The organism is Colwellia sp. 1_MG-2023 (assembly GCF_030546755.1).
Classification (GTDB): domain Bacteria; phylum Pseudomonadota; class Gammaproteobacteria; order Enterobacterales; family Alteromonadaceae; genus Thalassotalea_H.
Genome location: NZ_JAUOPE010000007.1, coordinates 119,495 through 138,729, shown reverse-complemented (window position 1 = coordinate 138,729; position 19,235 = coordinate 119,495). Strand labels below are relative to the sequence as shown.

Here is a 19,235-nt window from a genome sequence, read left to right as displayed (position 1 = left end):
AGTCACCGATTAAAAACGGATAACTGTCAGGTTTACAATTGAAGTGCCAGTTCTTGTCTGAGTTATTCGCTTAATTTTCTTATTAAGCTTTTGGGCACTCTTTGGTATCAACATTAATTTCTGTAATTTGCTTTTGATTAGTATCAAAATAACTATATGAAACAACAATTTCCATATCTCTAAACGTTTGCATATCTTCAATTGTGCAAACAGAGTTTGTTATATTGGGTTTCATATTGTCCACAAAAGTAGGTATATCGATATTTTCTTTTTCGTAGTTAGGTAGTTTGTAGTTATAAGTAAACTTATTTTGTACTCCGATGGTCGAAAATAAAATGGTATCGGCATCAATATTCATAGGTAGGTTGGTATTAAGTTCACTGGCTGCTTGCATAAGAAGTTTTGTTTTATCTTCCGTTGATTGAGTAAATAAACCACTCACAGTCCATTTTCCTATTATTGCCCCGCCAATTACTGCGGCAACAGTAAGTGTATTCGTCCATGTAATCTTCTTCATTTTATACTCCAAGTGATGATAAAACTTAACGCCTCATTCTGAGGCAATAAAAATAGCTGGTTTAAATTTGTTTTGCGCCAGTAAAAGCAACTGTTTTTTGCGCTTTAGAACGAGCTTATTAAAGATCGTTTTTGTCATTAATTAAAAAATCAATTAAATGCCCATGTCCACCAAGATAGGAAGAAAGTCGAATTTTGGTTCCGTTATTAAACTTGAGGACATACCAAGAACAAAATGGATTAAAAGAGCAACTTTCTAGGTCTTTAAACTGTTTAATTTTTCTGCCAGACCAAGGTGAAAAAAACTCTATTTTTTCATTGTCATAATTTCCATTGACGAAGAAAGATTCGCCGATTGAAAAAATTGCACCTAAACCAAACCCTATCGTTAATGAAATTAATGCAGTTGTTTCACCAGGCTTTTCAACTTGGTAGTTTTGTGTAAGAAGTACAATAAATGGGACAACAGAAAATGCGAGACAGAGTACACCAATGACTTTCATTGGTATTCCGTATTTCAAGTTCCCTTTGTTTTGGCTATACACAGCACGATTTGTTAAATATCCAATCACCGCGACGGTAAGTCCAGTGGTTAATGCAGTTTGGAAGTCAAAATCCATTTAAATCTCCAGAGAGCTTAACGGTCTAAAATTTGAGTGGCTGTCCGTTATTTACTTCTTGTTAGCTGCTACCTAATACTTGAGCTAGATTTGGTTCATTACTGGTGCGTTTAATCCAGTTATATTTGTACATACCCCAGCCTATTGCTAAACCTGAAAATAAGCCGCCTAAATGAGCTACATATGCAATTGGTGCATCACTATATAAAGCACCAAAGAGATCTTTTAAGAACCAAAAACCTATAAGCCAGTTTGCCCTAATACTAAAAGTTTTACCCCAAGCCCATATGACTGTCCACATACATTTAATTTTTGAATGCGGATATAGAAACAAATAAATACCTATAACCCCATTTACAGCGCCGCTAGCACCAATCGCGGGAGAACCATCAAAAATCAGATGTATAAAACCAGAGGTGATAATAAGGGTAAAGTATATGGTTGGGAAAGTTGCATTACCTATCCGAGAACATATTGCACTACCAAAAAGAAGTAAATAAAACATATTCCCTAAAATATGTCCCCAATCACCATGCATAAAGCCATGAGAAAAAAGGCTAGCATTGAAACCATCTAAAATAAATGAATCAATTGGCGTAAACCCCGAATACACAGAGATAAAGAACAGAAAAGTAAAACCTATTATAAGTAGGTTTGAAATTGGATTAGCAAGAATTTCAACTTCTGCTTTGTATGGAATGAACACCTAACTTCCTTGTACAGCTAACGCCCCAATAAGGGGCTGATAATAGTTTGCTAAAATTGTGTAGCGCTGCGAAACCGAGCAAATTGTTTGCAGTCCCGCTCAAATACTTGTTATGTGCTATTTTCGCCCAAGTATTCTAAGTATGCGCAAAAACAAATTGATAATATCCATGTACAATGCAGATGCACTATCGACTGCATTATCATATGTTTTAGGGATAGCATTTGCTCTAGCCCAGTCATAACCGATATAGCCACAGAAAATAATAGCTACAATCCAATCTAAGATTCCGTGATGAGTATTAAATATAAATATTTCAATTAATTCGACTACGATTACACATAGCAGAGCTATTGTGAGACCACCTGCAATTTTATTGAAAAAGGCTGGGTACATTGAACCAAGAAGCATCATGACGAAAGTAACCATACCCGTAACTCTTATAGCTTCTAATACAATATCGGGATTATATTGGCTAACAACTAAATTAATAATTAATCCAAATGGAACGACTACAAAGTTATACCCGATAAAACTTACAGCTGGACTGCCAGATTTACTAAATAGATAAATCCCAAAAAAACAGCATGTAAAATAGCCTATAAAAAAGAAAATTGGATTAATGCTGCTAATAGACTCAACAGGAATATTTAATACCATCCACCAATTAACCGCGAATCCCCAGATTAATGTTAAACCTATTATTAAATTGTATGTTGAACCACTAATTATTTTGTCTGTAGTTTCTGTTCTGTCAAATACACTTACTTCCATTTCTACGTCCTTATAGTTAAATTTTACACCAAACTTTGATGGCAGATAACGCCTTAATAATGAGCAAAAAATTGTTGGCTAAAATGTGAAGCGAAGCGAAACCTAGCCAACTGTTAAAAGTTTTGCTTGAATGGCTTGGTATACTTAAATTTTATACTCTGATAGTAAGATGTTTTTTGGTAAGTTTTCAGGTTTTATTTTAGTTGAATGCAACATCTGTATTTTCCAATTATTGTTATCTTTAATTGGCACGGCACTCTCTAACCAAACTACGACCTCGACCATTTCACCTTTTGTAAAAGTTGCTTTATTCCAATAACTCACCCAAGCAGTATTGCCACTTGATTTAGTTTTAATAACACTGAAATAATTTCTCCTAATGTATTCAGAGGGATTAACTACCTTAATGAGATCGTTGATATCCCAATCTTCACCAACTTCTAGTAATTGAAAATCACTAGTCACAATACTTTTCATTTTTTCATGATTTATTTCTGAAATAGCTGAAAATAAATCTTGAACTGCTTTAAAAGGTTTATCTGATCCAAATGATGAAGTACTAAATGCTATTGAAATAATAAAAATAAATTGTTGGATTTTAAACATGATTTTGAAACTCCATTTAAATATAACGCCGCAATCAGCGACAGCTAGGCTGTCCAAGCCACGAAGTGGCTGATGCTGGATTGCCTTGTTAGTGGTTTACAATTTAGAATAAATTCATCTTCTCTGGCTACTCAGGCGCTGGCACATAGAGCGATTCAATCTTCACCTTCGCAGTTTCAGAGGTCAATAAATCTAACTGCTTAGCAGCCGCGTAGCTTAAAACGATCGCTTCGTCTGAATGCCAAGCACCACGATCATTAATTGTGACCACCACTACCCGCCCATTCTCAGTATTTGTTACACGCACCTTAGTTGGTATAGGTAGTGTTGGATGTGCCGCCGTCATTGCGTACATATCATAAGATTCACCACTAGAGGTCATATCGCCGTGAAACCTCTCACCAGACCAAGAGGCTCTTCCTGTTTGTCGAAACCCCTCGGATGTATATAGCACCTCATAAGTCTCTCCCATTATCACGTAAGGACTTCCATTACCCAATTCAGAACGCGGTTGATACTTAGGTGAAGCACAGCCAGTCACGCACATGATAAGTAGCACTAAGAGTCCCTTTAAAAAAAGCGGTAGACGGTAAACCGAATGTGTTTTTAGCATATTTTTCTCATTAGATATTGATTGACACTAACGCCTCGTTAAGAGGCAAAAAATTGTTGGCTAAAATTAGCGACGAAGGAGCAAAAGCCAACTGTTTTTTGTCCTTTTGAACGACTTGTTAAATGGCTTGTCTGCGTACCCTAGCAAGCTCTTCTTTGTTTCTTAATTGCCTAATTAAAAAGTCAGCCCAACGCCGTGAATACAAGTAACCGTCAAATCCTTCAACATATGCAGCATACTCACCCTTGTAGGTAGTGACAAGTTCACGCGGTCTAGCGTTATAAAACTTCCAACACTTTGTATGTAAAGTAGGATTAAAGTCTTTTATCTTTTCTTTTACTATCGGAACAACTTTACTCGGCTTTAATTTAAATGGTGACTCAATACCCTTAATAAAAGCTACACCTTGTTCATAGTTTTCCATTTCGTCATCGTTTAGTTTATTAACATTTATGAACTCAACTGCTAAATCAGCCGATTTCGCATGATTTCCGAGTTTTGGGACTAGGAAAGCTCTTATTCTATATTTTTGACTCTCTAACACTTCATCTGACAAATCATTTTTATATGTTTCCATATACTCACGTACAACGCGATAATTTTCAGTTTGAAATTGTTTTAATGCTTCCAATTGCGCTTGTTCCGATGTTCGTGTGAGTTGCATAGCTATGGCTAGTCTTGCCATTAGTGCATGACTATCACCGAACTCTTCAACCAGTAAATTCTCAAAATTGTTTAGCGCTGATTGGCATTCACCGCTAGTAGCAAGATCGACCGCAGGCAGGCTTCTATGTTCAATCTTATTTCTTAGTCCAATTAGAAAATTCAAATTTTTGGTTTCTGGGTTATCTTGCCCGCCCCAATATTCAGTGCAACAACGAGATAACTCCCAAGCTTTTTCTTCGCCATCAATGAATGTAGGGTTTCCTTCTTCATCGAGATAAAAATAATTTTCTGATTTTTTCTCGAAAATAGCATGAAAGAGTGCTGTGTAAGCTATAACAATATTGACTATGAAGCCATATGTCTTAAATTCTGTATAAGGGTTGTTGTATGTTGAAACAGCTAATAGTGCAAATTCTCTTGCCTTGTGAAGAAGTATACTCTTTGAAGATTGGTTATTTGGATCTTGTAGTTTTTGCGAGTGTATAAGACTAAACTCGTCCTTACTCAAGTAGATCAGCCCTGTAGATGTATATTGACTACCATCTCTTTGAACGAATTGATGCCACCTTTTAGTTGGGTATGTTCTACAACTACTAAGTGCCCAGCCTGATGCTTCAGCAAGTTCAGCCATTGTGAAAGCTTCTCCTGCTTTCTCTTTTGCTAACATAAAATTAAAAGCTAGCTCAACTCTTTGATTCCGATTCAACGACATACTCCCTGAGCCATTTAACGCCCATATTAACGGGCAAAGTAACGTTGGCTAACATTGTGAACGGAGTGAACGTAGCCAACTGTTACGTGTCCCGTTGAATTGCTTGTTATATAAATACTTGCTACAACATTACGTTAGCAACCTTTTTATAAGCTAGCAACTCACATAACTTTTTGAGCCTTTACCCACCGCAACGTAAACCTGAATGAGAATATTACGGAATTTACTCTTAAACTTGCCGAAGAACTAACAAAAGTAAAACCTAAAATACACCCAAAGAATTCATCACCAAGATTCAAATAAAAGCACCAAAACCTGAGAAACTTTTTATCGAATTAGTTGCGGTATATAACAGCTTCATCAAAGGAAAAATTCCTTCTTTCATGTAAGAAATATTTCCATTTTATTGTTGATATAAAAACACAATACGTGAACAGTTAATGTTTATCAATCACTTATAAAATCATTAGCTTTAGTAGTTCGGTAAAAAGAGGAGATAAAAGGAAGGATGATAGGGAAGGTACAAGTGAGCTTTCAATCTATCGCGAGAAGGAAAGCTAACTTAGTTTTAAATTAATTTACTTGCGGCGCTGCAGTTCTTGGGTGCCATTCCCACCATTGTTGTTCTTTTTCTTGCGTTTCGTTTTCTGGCTTTTTCGTTTGGTAAATATCCCACGTGACTAAAAAGTCAGGGTTTTCAATTTTGATTTTTGGATTACTGGTACTGAATGTGCCTTTTGGTGCTTTGAACCAACACGACAGGTTTGCCGGTAAGATAAATTCTGGTCGCTCTTTTTTATCGTCAATAGCTTGGGCGGTTTTATTATCGCCTTCAACATCAAGCGAAAGGGTGATACCCATTTCTTTATCAACTGATTTTACCGTGCCGGCCAGTAAGGTTTGTTTTAACGGTTGGTCATCAACGCTGAAATAGCTAAGGGCAATTAAACAACGTTTATTGATGGTGTCTTCTAGGTTTTCTAACATGAATGGTACTCAAATGTCTGGGATTTAAATTTCTGGAGCTTTAATTTCTGAAACTCAAATTTCTGGAACTTAAATGTATAAATGAGAGATATTCTATAATAGTAGCAATATCTCTCAATTATCTTAATCATTAATATGATTTTTTGATGATGGCATTAACTTAATGAGCTAAAGGCGCGACACCTGTTGCAGGGTTATCTGCTAAGCCGATGTCTCTAGCGTGTTGTTCAAAGCCTTTGTTTTTCCAGAAAAATGCGCCAGGCATAGTTGTTGGAATCACAAGAATATAAAACAAGGCTCGGCCAATAATTGCTGTAATTGCGTTTAACACGGCTAACGCGCTCCAAAGAATAAGTAAGGTATTAATGTCGTTAAAGCCTAATAACGTACTTAACAATAAGCTACTAGCCAGTAAAACATTTAATCCTAATAAGCTGTTACGAAGTAAATAGGTTTTACCAAACGTTGTACATTGAATGTAATGCGCCGCGCCGCCTTCGTTATCACTTTTGTTTAAATCTTTGTTGTGTTTGATCAAGCCAATCGCTTCTAATAATAAGCCAAAGGTAAAAACACTTGAGAACAGAATAATTGCTTGTTCAATGAGTGCTGAACTTGCCTTTGACAGAATTAACGTTGTAACAACAATACTGCCAGAAACTACCGCACCTAACGATAAACTGTTACCTAAGAACGAAGTAGCGGTTTGAATATGATGCCAAAACGGACGCGCTTTAATTTGGTAACATTTATTCATGTAATAAATTCCACCAGAGCCTGCGAGTATCGTAAATATGCCTGCGCCAAGCTGTAAGTTGCTTAACGGTAAACCGGCAGAAAGCTCGACTAAGTTTAATGAAAACAACTCGATACTTACTTCATTTACCCAAGTATTCATAGGTAATGAGAATAGGGCAGTAATACCACAACCGGCAGATAATAACGCTAAACCAAAACCTTCTCTTGCCATAGGTGAATAACGTAAGTTATTAAAACCACGATAAAATCGCATTGGTTTACCTAAATGCGTAACACTCATTAATAACGCAAACGCGGTCATCACTAATGAAATAACGGTAAGCGGTAAGAACATATCTGAATGAACAAACGAGGTTAATGCTTCAACACCAAATAGTGCGCCTAAAAATGGAATTAAAAAGGTGCCAAATGCCGCTTGAGCAAATAAGGTGAATAACACGAGTGGGTTTTCTCGGCTATTTAATTTACCTAAATTCCAATGCTTGGCTTTTCCTGCTTTTTGATCGATAACAGGCTTATAGTTGCCTTCTTTATCTTTATGGTATTTTACCGGCATTGAGTCAGTACGATTCATTTCATCAGGCAAGGTTTTTGTTTGTTGGAAACGAATATTCGGGTGGGTGATTTCTGGATCAGGAAAGCCTGGAATACTAGTTTTACATTGTTCTCGGTTTTCTGGGGTATTTTCAATAACGCCAAAATCTAAAGCATTACCCACACACGCTGATACACAAGCCGGTTTTAAACCAACTTCTAAACGGTCAACACACATATTACATTTTGAAACGCGACCTTTTACTGGGTCAAGTTGTGGGGCGTTATACGGGCAAACCCAGGTACAGTAACCACAACCAAAACAGGTTTCGGGATCTTGTAACACCGCGCCATATTCAGCATGTTTGGTATAGGCTTTAGTTGGACAACCTTTTAAACAAACAGGGTCATCACAATGGTTACAGGCCATTGAAATGTTCATACGTTTGTAATCTGGGTAAGAGCCACCTTCAACATAACCAACAGAGCGAAACGCTAAATGTGCTGGGTTTTCGTTCTTTTCTGAACAAGCTGCTTCACAAGCATGACAACCAATACAGTTATCAGCAGTGAAGAAAAAACCATGTTGTTTATTACGGTTTGGGTTGGTACCAACTTCAGGGTTTTCGTTAATGAACATTGAGCGTTCTTTAGGTAAACCAGACAGATCAACACAATCAATTAATTGACCGTAGCGATTTTTTTCTTTGATCTCACTTCTGTCTTCATGTGTGGGTAAAAACGCATAGTCTTGTTCTTGCGTTCTTACTTCCCAATGATTAGAACGTCCTTCTTGTTCGGGAGTAGCCACAGACATTGTTGCAGGATCAAAACTGCCTACACTTAAATCAACAGCGCCTTTGGTCTCAATTTTTTTATCTACTTCTTTGGTAATCGTTACATTATTCATATTAATGCCTTATAAGCTAAATATTACGGCTTATTTATTTGTCTTTTCTAGAACGCACGTCGTTCAACGTTTAATTGTGCCGCTTCTTTTTGATCTACTTTATCGATTCTGACAGAGCCTTGTTTAAAAGCAGGTTGTCTTGAATGAGGGTCTAATAAGCCTAAAGTTAAGCGGTTTACACAATCATGAAAATGGAACGGAATAAACACCATATTGCGCGGAACACGTTGGGTTAATTGCACCATGACTACAGCATCGCCTCGGCGACTGGTTAATCGCACATAACTTTGATGTTCAATGCCTAATTCAATGGCGGCATCTGGGTTCATTTCCATGTACGGGGTTGGGCTAAATTTATTACAGTTGCCGATTTTTCCGGTACGAGTTCTGGTATGAAAATGCTCAACCACACGGCCACTGTTTAGCCAAAACGGATAATCTTTACAGGGCTGTTCATTGTTATTAAAAAACTTGATTGGTAATAAATTTGCTTTACCTGATTTGGTTTGAAATTTTCCGTCAGTATATAAACGAGGATCACCTTTTAAGGTTTCTTCTTCGCCTTCTGCAGCTTCACGATATGGCCATTGAATACCACGGGCTTTCATGATTTTTTCATAGCTCATGCCTGAAATATCTAAGGTTCTTTCGTTGCCATAAGCATTGGTACCTACCGACAGTTTTTTCATTTCATTAAAGGCTTCTTCAGGCTTTTCTGGAAAATGAATTTTTTGTCCATTTTCAAAACGTTTGGCCATTTGATTGAAAATCCAAAAATCAGGTTTTGATTCTTTGTACGGCTCTAGCGCGTTGTCGATTAAATTAACGCGACGTTCTGTGTTGGTATGACAACCTTGTTTTTCAGCCCAAACAGCGGCAGGAAAATACACGTGCGAGTATTGGTTCATCTCAACGTCTTCGTATACGTCTTGCACGACGAGAAAATCGAGTTTTTCTAATGCTTTACGAATACGACTGGTATCAGGCATTGAGGTCATAGGGTTGGTGGCTACAATCCATAAGCCTTTAATTTCACCTGTTTCGATGGCAGGGAAAATATCGGTTTCAGCCAAACCACGTTTTTTAGGGAAAAACTCTGGATCTATGCCCCAAAAGTCTGCAATTTCTTGACGATCGTCTGGGTTTTCAAGGTAACGATAACCCGGCAAACCTGAACAAGAAGACCACTCACGCGTGCCCATTGCATTACATTGCCCAGTAATTGATAGGCTTGTTCCGCCTGGCTTGCCGATATTGCCGGTGATTAAATTTAGGTTATTAATGTTAGCAACGCCGTCTGAACCATGGGTTGATTGATTAATTCCCATGGTCCAAATACTCATTGCGGCTGGCGCTTTGGCGTATAAACGTGCGACGGTGCGAATTTTATCTTCATCAATACCACAAACATGCTGTGCTGATTTTGGATCGTAGTCTTGAACTAAGGCTTTAACTTCTTCAAAACCTTGGGTATGTGCGTCGATATAGGCTTTATCTTGCAAACCTTCGTTAATAATAACGTGCATCATGGCGTTGATTAATACGCAATCGGTGCCTGGGGTAATGGGTAAATGAATATCGGCAAATTGCGCTAACATGGTAACGCGAGGGTCAACCACGATAAGCGGGAATTTTCTTTTTTCTAACGCTTCTTTTAAGCGCCAGTAAATAATAGGGTGTTGCTCAGGTAAATTTGAACCAAACGCCATAAAACAATGGGTATGTTCAAAATCATCGTAACAGCCTGGCGGGCCGTCAGAGCCAAAGCTTCGTTTATAGCCGCTTACCGCTGACGCCATACAAAGTGTGGTGTTACCGTCGTAATTGTTGGTACCAATACAACCTCGGGCGAGTTTACCTAAGGTATAGAATTCTTCAGTCAGTAGTTGACCGGTAGAGATAATAGCGAATGCGTCGCGTCCGTATTTGTTTTGTATTTTTTTTATTTGCTCTGCGGTGGTATCTAAAGCGTGGTCCCATGAGGTTTTCTCAAATTTATCATAATGTTTATTTCTGATAAGTGGTGTTGTACCACGACCGGGGCTTTCAAACAATTCATGTTCAAGTAAGCCTTTAATACACAATTTGCCGCGATTCACATCTGCGCCTGCGTGACCTCTTGAAGTGACAAGTTTTTTATTTTCGTCCAATCCAATCTCGATTGAACAACCAGTAGAACAATAATTACAAGTGGTATATTTCCACTCTTTTACTTTTTTAGCAGGAATAGAAATAGGTTTTCTTTTCTTTCGCCCAAACAACATAGCGTATTCCAATTTATAAATTTATAGTGCGTGTGCCTTTGATTTGCAATATTCGCACCGTAAATAAAATCTTTAAATATCAATGAGTAATGTATTGTTGGTGTTGATGTGTTGAACTATAACAGGGCTTTTGCGCAAAGATGGTGCGAACAGAAAATATAGCCTATGTTACTTTGTTCATTTTGATCAAAACGAAGTAAATTAATTGGTTAGCGAGATAATTAGTAAAACAAAAAGAATGAAAGACACGCCTTGCCAAAATTTTATGGGATCTCGTTGTAGTATCGGCTGTTTTTTATATTCTTCAATGGCTGACAAATTAGGTTTTGTTAAGTCACTTTGAAATTCTGAAAACGCTTTATAACGTAAGCTAGGATCTGGCTCGGTACATTGTTTTAAACAAAGGTCTAACCAAAAAGGGATATCGTGGCGAAATTGTTTAATACTGCGATATTGCCAATCTTGAAAACCTGTTTGTGTGACTTCCGCTCTATTCATCGGCTTAAAGGGAAGCTCGCCAGTTAACATTTCATAGCAAATAACGCCGAGTGAGAACAAGTCACTCATGTTGTTAGACTGCATAGAAAGCAAGGTTTCGGGGGCGATATAATTTAACGTTCCTTGAGGGACGTCATCTTTAATCGAATTAATATCTTCATCTAAAGAAGCGATAGAAACAGTGCCGTAATCTATCAGCTTAATTTGTCCGTAATTATCGATCATAATATTGTCGGGTTTAATATCACGATGGACGAGTTCAAGTCGTTGAAATGCACGTAATGCTGAAATAACTTGCGTGATGATATCTCTTACTTGTGCAATGCTAGGCGAAGGATTATCGTGCATCCATTCTGACAAGGTTTGCCCGTCAATATATTCGCAAATATGATATAAAAAACGACTATCATGACAGTCTGAAGTAACTTTCATCACATTTGTGTGGTTAATACGTTCGCCAACCCAGGCTTCGCGCATAAAGCCTTGTAGGTAAAGGCTGTCGTCACTAAAGTTTAACGACGGCACTTTAAGTACCGAAGTTTGTTTATCAAGGGTGTTTTCTACCAAATATAAATGCGAACGGGTACTTGAATGTATCGCCTTGCAAATAGTGTAGTTATCAAGTTTCATTCCGGGCTTCATAACCGGCGGAATGACTCTTTCTCTAATGTCTCTTTCTATTTCACTTAACTGGCGATTAGGCGTTTGCGCGACATACACTAATAAACAACTAACATTATCATCACTGCCATTATTCATTGCTAAAGTTGTGATGGCACGACTCGCCGTTTCTAATTGCTGACTCGTTGGTTTTGCGGTAAGTGAAGCTAATATTTTAGCTATTTCTTTTTTGTCGACAAAGTCATGAACCCCGTCACAACTGATGATAAAAATATCGTCGTTTTGTACATCAATTTTATGATAATCAACTCTTAGTCGACTATCAGCGCCTAACGCTCTGGTTAAAATATTACTGTGATTGCCTTGTTTTCTATTATGATCTTGAGTGATTATTTCATATTGATTTGCTCTTAAGCGGCTAATTCGCGTATCACCAATATGAAAAATATAACCTGTGGTTGATTTAATAATTAGTGATGAAAGGGTGGTGAACCATTGTTGGTTACGCATCGAATTATCATGTAAGTCGATATTATCTGATTGTGAAAATAACCATTGATTTAAACTGGTGAGTACCTTTGACACTGACTTTTCAGTTGACCAGGTTTCGGGTGTTGCATAGTAATCTTGTATAAGTTGAGTTACCGCTAGTTGTGCGGCCTTTGCAGCATGACTCGCGCTGCTAACTCCATCTGCTAGTGTCGCAATTGCGCCTTTGGCAGATAACACGGAATTAGTGGGATGTGAAACAGCAAAGGCATCTTGATTTTCATCTTTGATGCCTTTGCGAGAGTCGCCCCCAAAACTTAACTGTAAGGCTGCAGTATTTGCTTTGTTAAGTTTTGAGGTGTTTTCTTCATTTTTCATGTAGTTAGGTTACATTAATTAGCTCTATTGAACCATCTTCTTTTACTTCAGTGATAGTGCCGTTTGGCTCTTCCATAAAGAGTAAAGTGATAAAGCCAACGACAGCGGTTCCGGCAATCACTAAGAAGAATGTTTGATAACTTACCATAGATAAAACTGTTAAATAAACCACAGCTCCTACATTACCATAAGCACCTGTCATACCAGCAATTTGCCCCGTTAAACGGCGTTTAATCAGTGGTACTGCTGCAAAAACGGCACCTTCACCTGCTTGCACAAAGAATGAACACGCCATGACTGCTACAACGGCAAGCGCCAGAGGCCAGCTGTTATCAATTGTAGACATAGTAAAGTAACCTACGGCTAAACCTGCGGTTAAGATAAGTAAGGTTTTTTTACGACCAAACTTGTCGCTGATCCAACCGCCACCTGGGCGAGACATTAAATTCATAAAGGCATACATTGAAGCAAGTAAACCGGCATAAACCATATCTAATTCAAAAGTTTCGGCAAAAAATAAAGGTAGCATTGAAATTACCGCAAGTTCAGAGCCGAACGTAGCAAAGTAAAGAACGTTAAGTACCGCAACTTGTTTAAATTTATACTGATGAATTTTATCGACTGGTTTTTTGAATATATGACCATTAACTTTATAGGTTTGAATGACTTCAAAAATATATAAAGCAATCAGAGATAAGTAAGCGATTAAAGTTGTCGTTTCTGTTAATAAACTCACGCCACTAGGTGACAGTTTCCAAGCTAGTAAAGTAAGTGCGCCATACATAGGAAGCTTCATGATTAATAATAACCAGAAGTCGCCAACGCTAGTTACTTCCATTGCACCGGTTTGTTTAGGTTTAAAGTACGTAGAACCTTTGGGCGTATCGGTTACGTTGTAATACCAAACAAAACTAAAGATTAAACTCATTAAACCTGAAAGGCCAATAGCGTATCTCCAACCGTCTTCACCGCCAAATAACAAAGCAATAGCAGGTAAAGACATGGCACCAGCTGCTGAGCCAAAATTACCCCAACCGCCGTAAACACCTTCCGCAGTACCAAGTTCGTTTACAGGGAACCATTCACTGACCATTCTAATGCCGATAACAAAACCAGCACCAATAAAGCCTAGTAAAAATCTAGAAATAGCGGCTTGTTCAAAAGTATTTGCTGTGGCAAACATAAAACAAGGAATACTACAAAAGAAGAGGATAAACGAGTAGGTGATTCTTGGGCCATACTTATCTGTTAACATACCAATAATGACTCGAGCAGGTATGGTTAAGGCAACGTTTAAAATAAGTAAGGTTTTAATTTCACTGTTTGTTAACCCTAAGCTATCGCCGATCACCGCTAATAAAGGTGCGTGGTTAAACCAAACGACAAACGTTATAAAAAATGCCATCCAACTTAGGTGCAAAATTTTAGTTTTTCCTGTGAATGACCAGAGTTTAAAACCTGCTTGTCCACTCATTATATTCTCCCAAATATTAATAAATCTTAATTGCTTTATAGAAAGCAAAGTGAATGCCAGTGGCTGACTTTATTTTTATATTGTTAAATATCAATTATTTATGAGGTTTTAGCCCGTTTTTGAAAATATTATCTTGCACTTATGGGGCGCTTTTGCACGGTTTGAGTGCAGGTTTTAAGGTAAATACTCTAATCAATAAGTTCTTATCTAAAGTGTCACCGGCTAAGAAAGTAAATTGTCAGAATTTTATACATATTTTTACAGGTTCAAATATTGGAATTTATAAGTGAGGTTATACTTTTTGCATTACCTTACTCGTTACAACGAATTAGAGTAAATCATGCTCTTAAATAACAACTGTATGTTCTGATATATTCAATAAGTTAAATACGCTAATAACAATGAAATAAACTCGGTTTCATTGTGGTTTTATACTGAAACACCTATAAACTACAATCATCTTAATAAAGCACATGTAAATCATTGAGTTGGCGATATGAATAGTGTCAGACATTTTTACATTCTTTAAACATGTCAGCACTCATCATTCTTTAAGTATTTGAAATTAAAATGATTTTAAATTTGGCATTTTTTTTGTATATTTGTTCGGTAATTAATTTAACTATTCTTTCTACTAGAGGATTGGAAAGAGAATAAAAGGGTCATTAAATGAAATTTAAAATTCTAAAAACTGTTTTTGCTAGTTTAATTCTATCAATTTGTTGTTTATCTCAATTCGCTCATGCCGGTTTAATAACTTCTAATGATGTATATAACGACGGCTCTTTAGAGTGGTTACATTTTAATTTTACAGTTGGTTTAACCTCGACAGAATCATTAAATACATACGAAGGTGAAGGGTTTAGACTTGCAACAGCTGATGAAGCAACTACCCTAGTTAATGACTGGTTTGGAGTGAACTTGGATGCAGGAAACACAATTGTGAATGGTACTGCTTTTTCTGATTTAATAGACAGTTGGAATGAGGAGTTCACAATAAATTACACAACAGTTGGCAGTTACGGCTTAGTGGCAAATTATGGATTATTTGGCGCTAGAAGCGACAATAATAATATATTTAGTAATTATTATCCTACAGTTTATGGTGCAGGTGGGGATGCTTCGCAGATCGGGGCATCGTATATGTTAGTGAGGGATGTTAACAAAGATGTTAATGTAAATGTGCCAGAGCCTTCAACACTTGCTATTTTTGCATTAGGAATAATTGGTTTAGCGTCACGTAGATTTAAACAACAATCTTAAGTTAATGCCTTGAACTAAAGCTAAAAAACATCAATTGTTATGATTGGTGTTTTTTTGTTTCTAGTGATGTGTAAAGTAAACTAGGTAATTTACTTATAAATCACCTTAGGGTTAAATTTTAAATAAATGACGACATTCTTTGATCGCTTTATTGAATTTTTCCGCGTGATTAGCATAAAACTTTGGTGATAAATAAAAGCCTACTTTTAAATCGCCATGCTCTTTAACTGTTAAATTGGCTGCGGGATTTTCAAGCATGTATTTATCTAAAATAAGTTTGGACACCACGATAAGTTTTAGTTTTCCCGCCATTAACAAGTTAAATAACTTTCTGTGCTCATTAGCGAGGTATATATGCTTATATTGCATTGCTAATAATTTACTATGTTGTGCTGAGCCATACATGGCACCTACGTCTAATTTAACATCAGTGATATCAATGGAGTCGTCTTTGCTGATCCATGAGTAGATGCCATCACTCACATATTCACTGCGGTGAGCTCCTTTATCACGCTCATCATTAAATACTAATGGGAAATTTACATCTAGCTGATTATTCTCAACCATATTAACTAGCCTTAGAATAGGGTAGCCTTGCCATTCTATCGTTGTTTGCAGGCTTTCTTCCATACATTTAAACAACGGTTTATGTCTAAATACGTTATCAGAGTCATTTTTATTTTCTACACCCTGGCTATTCGGATTAGCGTTAGGTACGCCCACATGAATGGTTTGTGTATGAATAGTAAAACTTACAATAAACAGTAAGAGTATTAAAAATTTATTCATTTTCAATCCTTTATTAAATTGAAAAATATAGAAATGATACCTTTTTGCGTACAGTTTAAAATAATTCAGGTATGACAATAAATAATTATTGCTCGCTGAGGAGAGAAAAACAAGGATTGGAATGGCAAAGACTTAATTTAATATTCTTCTATTGCTAATTTGTATTTTTGTTTAATTTTTAGGTGTTCTTCGCTTATTTTATCGAGTGCTGCTTGGTATTTAGTAATAATGCTTTCAGGTGTTTCACGGTTAAAAGCAATATAATTTGCAAATTTGTTTACTTGCCAAACATTCTCATATCGGGTGTGATCAAAATTCAATTGCTGAGCTAAATGTTGGAATCCGTGTATGGTTGCAACTAGCATGTCTACTCGGCCTGTTTCCATCATTTTATAAGCAAGTTTGAGTTCAGTGACTTTAGCAATATTTTGGTCTGGAAAACCAATTTTACTCAGGGATATTTCTGAAATATCTCCGCGAACTGCAGCCACCTTGTAATCAAATAGTTCACTTAACTTTGAAAATTTAAAATGGTTGGACTTCTTAGTCATAATAACGTGGGTGGAATTAAATATGGGCCCAACCCATTTGAAAAGTTTTTCACGTGGAGGTGTTCTAGACATAGTAAATAAAGCTGTATTGGGATTATCTAAAGTGTTTCTATAACCTCGCGCCCACGGTACTATATTGATAAATTGTTCCGGTTGTTGAAGTTCACGCCAAATAGCTTTTAGCGTATCAACAGTGATGCCCTTTAATTCGTTATTTTCATAATAATTTGCCGGTGGGTAAACTTCAGTATAAAAAGTGATCTCTGATTGTGCAGCTTGCTCATTAGCACTTAATTGGTAACTGAACAAACAGAAAAAAAACGTGAGAATGACTTTGTATGCAGGTAATAAAGTGCCATTGCTAAACGTTAATTTTAGCTCACTGACCATACTATGTAGCTTACAGAGTCCCAAAAATTTTATCTCCTGCATCACCTAAACCTGGTAAAATGTAACCTTGTTTATTTAATTCTTTATCTATCATACCAATGAATAAATCTACATCAGGGTGAGCTTCTTGTAAAATAGAAATACCTTCAGGTGCCGCAACTAAGAATATCGCGTTAATATTGGTGCACCCCGATAGTTTTAATAAGTCAATGGTTGCTAGGGCTGATCCGCCTGTAGCTAACATAGGGTCAATAATAATGGCTTGCCGTTCTGCTACGTCATTAACAATATTTTGATAATAGCTTATCGGTTGCAAGGTTTCTTCATCTCGCTTTAGACCAACAACACTGACCTTGGCACAAGGTAATATTGATAATGCGCCATCAAGCATGCCTAATCCAGCCCGTAAAATTGGTACTAGGGTGGGCTGCTTTTCAGCTAGCAAAGGGGCTGAAATGACTCCCGACCAACAAGTTAAAGGTTTGTTTTCTAAAGATAATTGTGTAGTTGCTTCCATAGTAAGTAATACCGAAAGCTCTTTGGTCAGTTCTCTAAATGACTTAACCGATATTTTGTCATCGCGAAGTAAACTTACTTTATGTTTTACTAAGGGGTGATTACTAGCATATACAGCCATGTTTTATCCTAGGTTGTGTAACTGATTTAATTGTAGATTATTTTTGGCGATTTGTTACCAAACGAGTGCTTTAAAGTGGCTACGACATAAAGATTCGTATTTTTCATTACCGCCAACTTCAATTTGCTGTCCGTCAGTAACTGGTTTGCCGTTTTCATCTCGACGGATAACAAAATTAGCTTTTTTACCGCAATGGCAAATCGTTTTTAGCTCAATAAGTTTGTCAGCCCAAGCAAGTAGGGCAGCACTGCCATTGAAGGTTTGACCTAAAAAATCAGTTCTAATACCGTAGGCTAAAACGGGGATTTTTAAATGATCAACAATGTCGGTTAACTGTTTTACTTGCTCTGTGGTTAAAAATTGCGCTTCATCAACTAATACGCAATCAATAGGGTTTTGTTGATTGAGTCGGGTAACTTCCCCTAATATATTGCTTTGTTGTTCAAATAACAGAGCTTCTGCATTTATCCCTAAGCGCGATGATACTTTGCCCTGGGCAAAACGATCATCAATAAGCGCAGTATATAAAACCGTATTAAGACCGCGCTCACGATAATTATAAGAAGATTGTAATAAATGCGTCGATTTACCAGCATTCATTGTTGAATAGTAAAAATATAATTGGGCCATGATATCTGTGTTAAATGAAATTAAAAAAAAGTGAAAAAACTGGTTAATCTTAAGTTAATAACCTGACGGCTCTTGGCTACTGTTTTGTGCCGAACTTTCATTATTATTTAACGTTGATAATAAACTGTTAAGTAAGCCACTTGCACCGAAACGAAAATGAGTCGCGCTTAGCCACGAAGAACCTAATATATCCATACCCAAGGTTAAGTATTGTGCGGCGTCTTCTACATTTTTAACGCCGCCTGCTGCTTTAAAACCTATATTAGGATTAAGCTGCTTAATTACTGTTAACATGGCTTTTGCCGCGGGTAACGTTGCATTAATCGACACTTTTCCGGTTGAAGTTTTAATAAAATCAGCCCCTGCATTAATCGCAATTTCACTGGCTTTAGTTATTAGTTCGTCGGTTTTTAATTCACCCGATTCAATAATAACTTTTAGTAAAATACCGCTACCACAAGCGCGTTTACAGGCTTGCACTAAATCAAATCCTACTTGTTCATCACCGTTTGATAACGCTTGGTAGGGAAATACTACATCAATTTCATCAGCGCCTAAGGCGATTGCTTCCGCTGTTTCTTTTACCGCTTGCATTACATCGTTATTGCCATGTGGGAAATTAGTTACGGTGGCTATTTTTATCTCTGTACTACCTTGTAAAGCAAGTTGTTTTTTGGCGACGGGAATAAAACGAGGATAGATACAAATAGCAGCGGTATCACCCGCTGGTGACTTAGCTTGTTTGCATAGGTTGATGATATCTTGCTCGGTTTCTTGGTTCGTTAAGCTTGTTAAATCCATTAATGAAAGGGCAAGCTTGGCAATTTCTTTCTGTGAAGACATATTCA

18 protein-coding genes are annotated in these 19,235 nt (G+C 37.0%); 1 reads left to right on the top strand and 17 read right to left on the bottom strand.

Annotated features, from left to right (window positions below; genetic code table 11):
• Positions 1-82: 82 nt before the first annotated feature.
• The 12 genes from Q4493_RS10090 to Q4493_RS10035 form a co-directional block, all read right to left on the bottom strand.
• Complete coding sequence (locus Q4493_RS10090) at positions 83-517, bottom strand: hypothetical protein (RefSeq protein ID WP_303452171.1); 435 nt, start codon at positions 515-517, stop codon at positions 83-85.
• A 118-nt stretch (positions 518-635) separates the two neighbouring features.
• Positions 636-1,136, bottom strand: coding sequence for a hypothetical protein (locus Q4493_RS10085; RefSeq protein WP_303452169.1), 501 nt, complete (start codon positions 1,134-1,136; stop codon positions 636-638).
• A gap of 61 nt (positions 1,137-1,197) precedes the next feature.
• Complete coding sequence (locus tag Q4493_RS10080) at positions 1,198-1,842, bottom strand: rhomboid family intramembrane serine protease (protein WP_303452166.1); 645 nt, start codon at positions 1,840-1,842, stop codon at positions 1,198-1,200.
• A gap of 117 nt (positions 1,843-1,959) precedes the next feature.
• Positions 1,960-2,616: a Bax inhibitor-1 family protein gene (locus tag Q4493_RS10075; protein WP_303452164.1), complete on the bottom strand. Its 657-nt coding sequence runs from the start codon at positions 2,614-2,616 to the stop codon at positions 1,960-1,962.
• A 144-nt stretch (positions 2,617-2,760) separates the two neighbouring features.
• Positions 2,761-3,222, bottom strand: a complete 462-nt coding sequence (locus Q4493_RS10070; RefSeq protein ID WP_303452162.1) for a nuclear transport factor 2 family protein — start codon at positions 3,220-3,222, stop codon at positions 2,761-2,763.
• Positions 3,223-3,349: 127 nt separating this feature from the next.
• Complete coding sequence (locus Q4493_RS10065; RefSeq protein ID WP_303452159.1) at positions 3,350-3,835, bottom strand: septal ring lytic transglycosylase RlpA family protein; 486 nt, start codon at positions 3,833-3,835, stop codon at positions 3,350-3,352.
• Between the two features lie 118 nt (positions 3,836-3,953).
• Positions 3,954-5,213, bottom strand: coding sequence for a DUF3644 domain-containing protein (locus Q4493_RS10060; protein ID WP_303452157.1), 1,260 nt, complete (start codon positions 5,211-5,213; stop codon positions 3,954-3,956).
• 573 nt (positions 5,214-5,786) lie between these two features.
• Entirely contained in the window at positions 5,787-6,200 is a 414-nt protein-coding gene (locus tag Q4493_RS10055; protein ID WP_303452156.1) for a hypothetical protein, read from the bottom strand.
• 160 nt (positions 6,201-6,360) lie between these two features.
• Complete coding sequence (locus Q4493_RS10050) at positions 6,361-8,310, bottom strand: DmsC/YnfH family molybdoenzyme membrane anchor subunit (protein ID WP_303452317.1); 1,950 nt, start codon at positions 8,308-8,310, stop codon at positions 6,361-6,363.
• 140 nt (positions 8,311-8,450) lie between these two features.
• Complete coding sequence (locus Q4493_RS10045; RefSeq protein ID WP_303452153.1) at positions 8,451-10,667, bottom strand: molybdopterin oxidoreductase family protein; 2,217 nt, start codon at positions 10,665-10,667, stop codon at positions 8,451-8,453.
• 201 nt (positions 10,668-10,868) lie between these two features.
• Positions 10,869-12,653, bottom strand: coding sequence for a bifunctional protein-serine/threonine kinase/phosphatase (locus tag Q4493_RS10040; protein ID WP_303452151.1), 1,785 nt, complete (start codon positions 12,651-12,653; stop codon positions 10,869-10,871).
• Positions 12,654-12,657: 4 nt separating this feature from the next.
• Positions 12,658-14,127 (bottom strand): NarK family nitrate/nitrite MFS transporter, encoded by a 1,470-nt coding sequence (locus Q4493_RS10035; RefSeq protein WP_303452149.1) that lies wholly within the window; start codon positions 14,125-14,127, stop codon positions 12,658-12,660.
• Between the two features lie 669 nt (positions 14,128-14,796).
• Between Q4493_RS10035 and Q4493_RS10030 the strand changes: the two genes are divergently transcribed.
• Positions 14,797-15,390 (top strand): PEP-CTERM sorting domain-containing protein, encoded by a 594-nt coding sequence (locus Q4493_RS10030; RefSeq protein WP_303452147.1) that lies wholly within the window; start codon positions 14,797-14,799, stop codon positions 15,388-15,390.
• A 111-nt stretch (positions 15,391-15,501) separates the two neighbouring features.
• On the opposite strand, the gene Q4493_RS10025 is transcribed toward Q4493_RS10030, so the two are convergent.
• The 5 genes from Q4493_RS10025 to deoC form a co-directional block, all read right to left on the bottom strand.
• Complete coding sequence (locus Q4493_RS10025; RefSeq protein ID WP_303452145.1) at positions 15,502-16,179, bottom strand: transporter substrate-binding domain-containing protein; 678 nt, start codon at positions 16,177-16,179, stop codon at positions 15,502-15,504.
• Positions 16,180-16,316: 137 nt separating this feature from the next.
• On the bottom strand, positions 16,317-17,120 hold the full coding sequence (locus tag Q4493_RS10020; RefSeq protein ID WP_303452143.1) for an ABC transporter substrate-binding protein: 804 nt from the start codon (positions 17,118-17,120) through the stop codon (positions 16,317-16,319).
• A 10-nt stretch (positions 17,121-17,130) separates the two neighbouring features.
• Positions 17,131-17,757 carry a uracil phosphoribosyltransferase gene (gene upp, locus Q4493_RS10015; protein WP_303452142.1) on the bottom strand — a complete coding sequence of 209 codons (627 nt, stop codon included), beginning with the start codon at positions 17,755-17,757 and terminating at the stop codon, positions 17,131-17,133.
• A gap of 54 nt (positions 17,758-17,811) precedes the next feature.
• Entirely contained in the window at positions 17,812-18,387 is a 576-nt protein-coding gene (locus tag Q4493_RS10010; protein ID WP_303452140.1) for a thymidine kinase, read from the bottom strand.
• Positions 18,388-18,441: 54 nt separating this feature from the next.
• On the bottom strand, positions 18,442-19,230 hold the full coding sequence (gene deoC, locus Q4493_RS10005; protein WP_303452138.1) for a deoxyribose-phosphate aldolase: 789 nt from the start codon (positions 19,228-19,230) through the stop codon (positions 18,442-18,444).
• Positions 19,231-19,235: the final 5 nt, after the last annotated feature.

What these genes read in the sequence shown, in the direction of transcription:
- Q4493_RS10090 (WP_303452171.1), bottom strand. Translation starts at nt 517, where the DNA reads ATGAAGAAGATTACATGGACGAATACACTTACTGTTGCCGCAGTAATT.
- Q4493_RS10085 (WP_303452169.1), bottom strand. Translation starts at nt 1,136, where the DNA reads ATGGATTTTGACTTCCAAACTGCATTAACCACTGGACTTACCGTCGCG.
- Q4493_RS10075 (WP_303452164.1), bottom strand. Translation starts at nt 2,616, where the DNA reads ATGGAAGTAAGTGTATTTGACAGAACAGAAACTACAGACAAAATAATT.
- Q4493_RS10070 (WP_303452162.1), bottom strand. Translation starts at nt 3,222, where the DNA reads ATGTTTAAAATCCAACAATTTATTTTTATTATTTCAATAGCATTTAGT.
- Q4493_RS10065 (WP_303452159.1), bottom strand. Translation starts at nt 3,835, where the DNA reads ATGCTAAAAACACATTCGGTTTACCGTCTACCGCTTTTTTTAAAGGGA.
- Q4493_RS10060 (WP_303452157.1), bottom strand. Translation starts at nt 5,213, where the DNA reads ATGTCGTTGAATCGGAATCAAAGAGTTGAGCTAGCTTTTAATTTTATG.
- Q4493_RS10055 (WP_303452156.1), bottom strand. Translation starts at nt 6,200, where the DNA reads ATGTTAGAAAACCTAGAAGACACCATCAATAAACGTTGTTTAATTGCC.
- Q4493_RS10050 (WP_303452317.1), bottom strand. Translation starts at nt 8,310, where the DNA reads ATGTCTGTGGCTACTCCCGAACAAGAAGGACGTTCTAATCATTGGGAA.
- Q4493_RS10045 (WP_303452153.1), bottom strand. Translation starts at nt 10,667, where the DNA reads ATGTTGTTTGGGCGAAAGAAAAGAAAACCTATTTCTATTCCTGCTAAA.
- Q4493_RS10040 (WP_303452151.1), bottom strand. Translation starts at nt 12,653, where the DNA reads ATGAAAAATGAAGAAAACACCTCAAAACTTAACAAAGCAAATACTGCA.
- Q4493_RS10035 (WP_303452149.1), bottom strand. Translation starts at nt 14,127, where the DNA reads ATGAGTGGACAAGCAGGTTTTAAACTCTGGTCATTCACAGGAAAAACT.
- Q4493_RS10030 (WP_303452147.1), top strand. Translation starts at nt 14,797, where the DNA reads ATGAAATTTAAAATTCTAAAAACTGTTTTTGCTAGTTTAATTCTATCA.
- Q4493_RS10025 (WP_303452145.1), bottom strand. Translation starts at nt 16,179, where the DNA reads ATGAATAAATTTTTAATACTCTTACTGTTTATTGTAAGTTTTACTATT.
- Q4493_RS10020 (WP_303452143.1), bottom strand. Translation starts at nt 17,120, where the DNA reads ATGGTCAGTGAGCTAAAATTAACGTTTAGCAATGGCACTTTATTACCT.
- upp (WP_303452142.1), bottom strand. Translation starts at nt 17,757, where the DNA reads ATGGCTGTATATGCTAGTAATCACCCCTTAGTAAAACATAAAGTAAGT.
- Q4493_RS10010 (WP_303452140.1), bottom strand. Translation starts at nt 18,387, where the DNA reads ATGGCCCAATTATATTTTTACTATTCAACAATGAATGCTGGTAAATCG.
- deoC (WP_303452138.1), bottom strand. Translation starts at nt 19,230, where the DNA reads ATGTCTTCACAGAAAGAAATTGCCAAGCTTGCCCTTTCATTAATGGAT.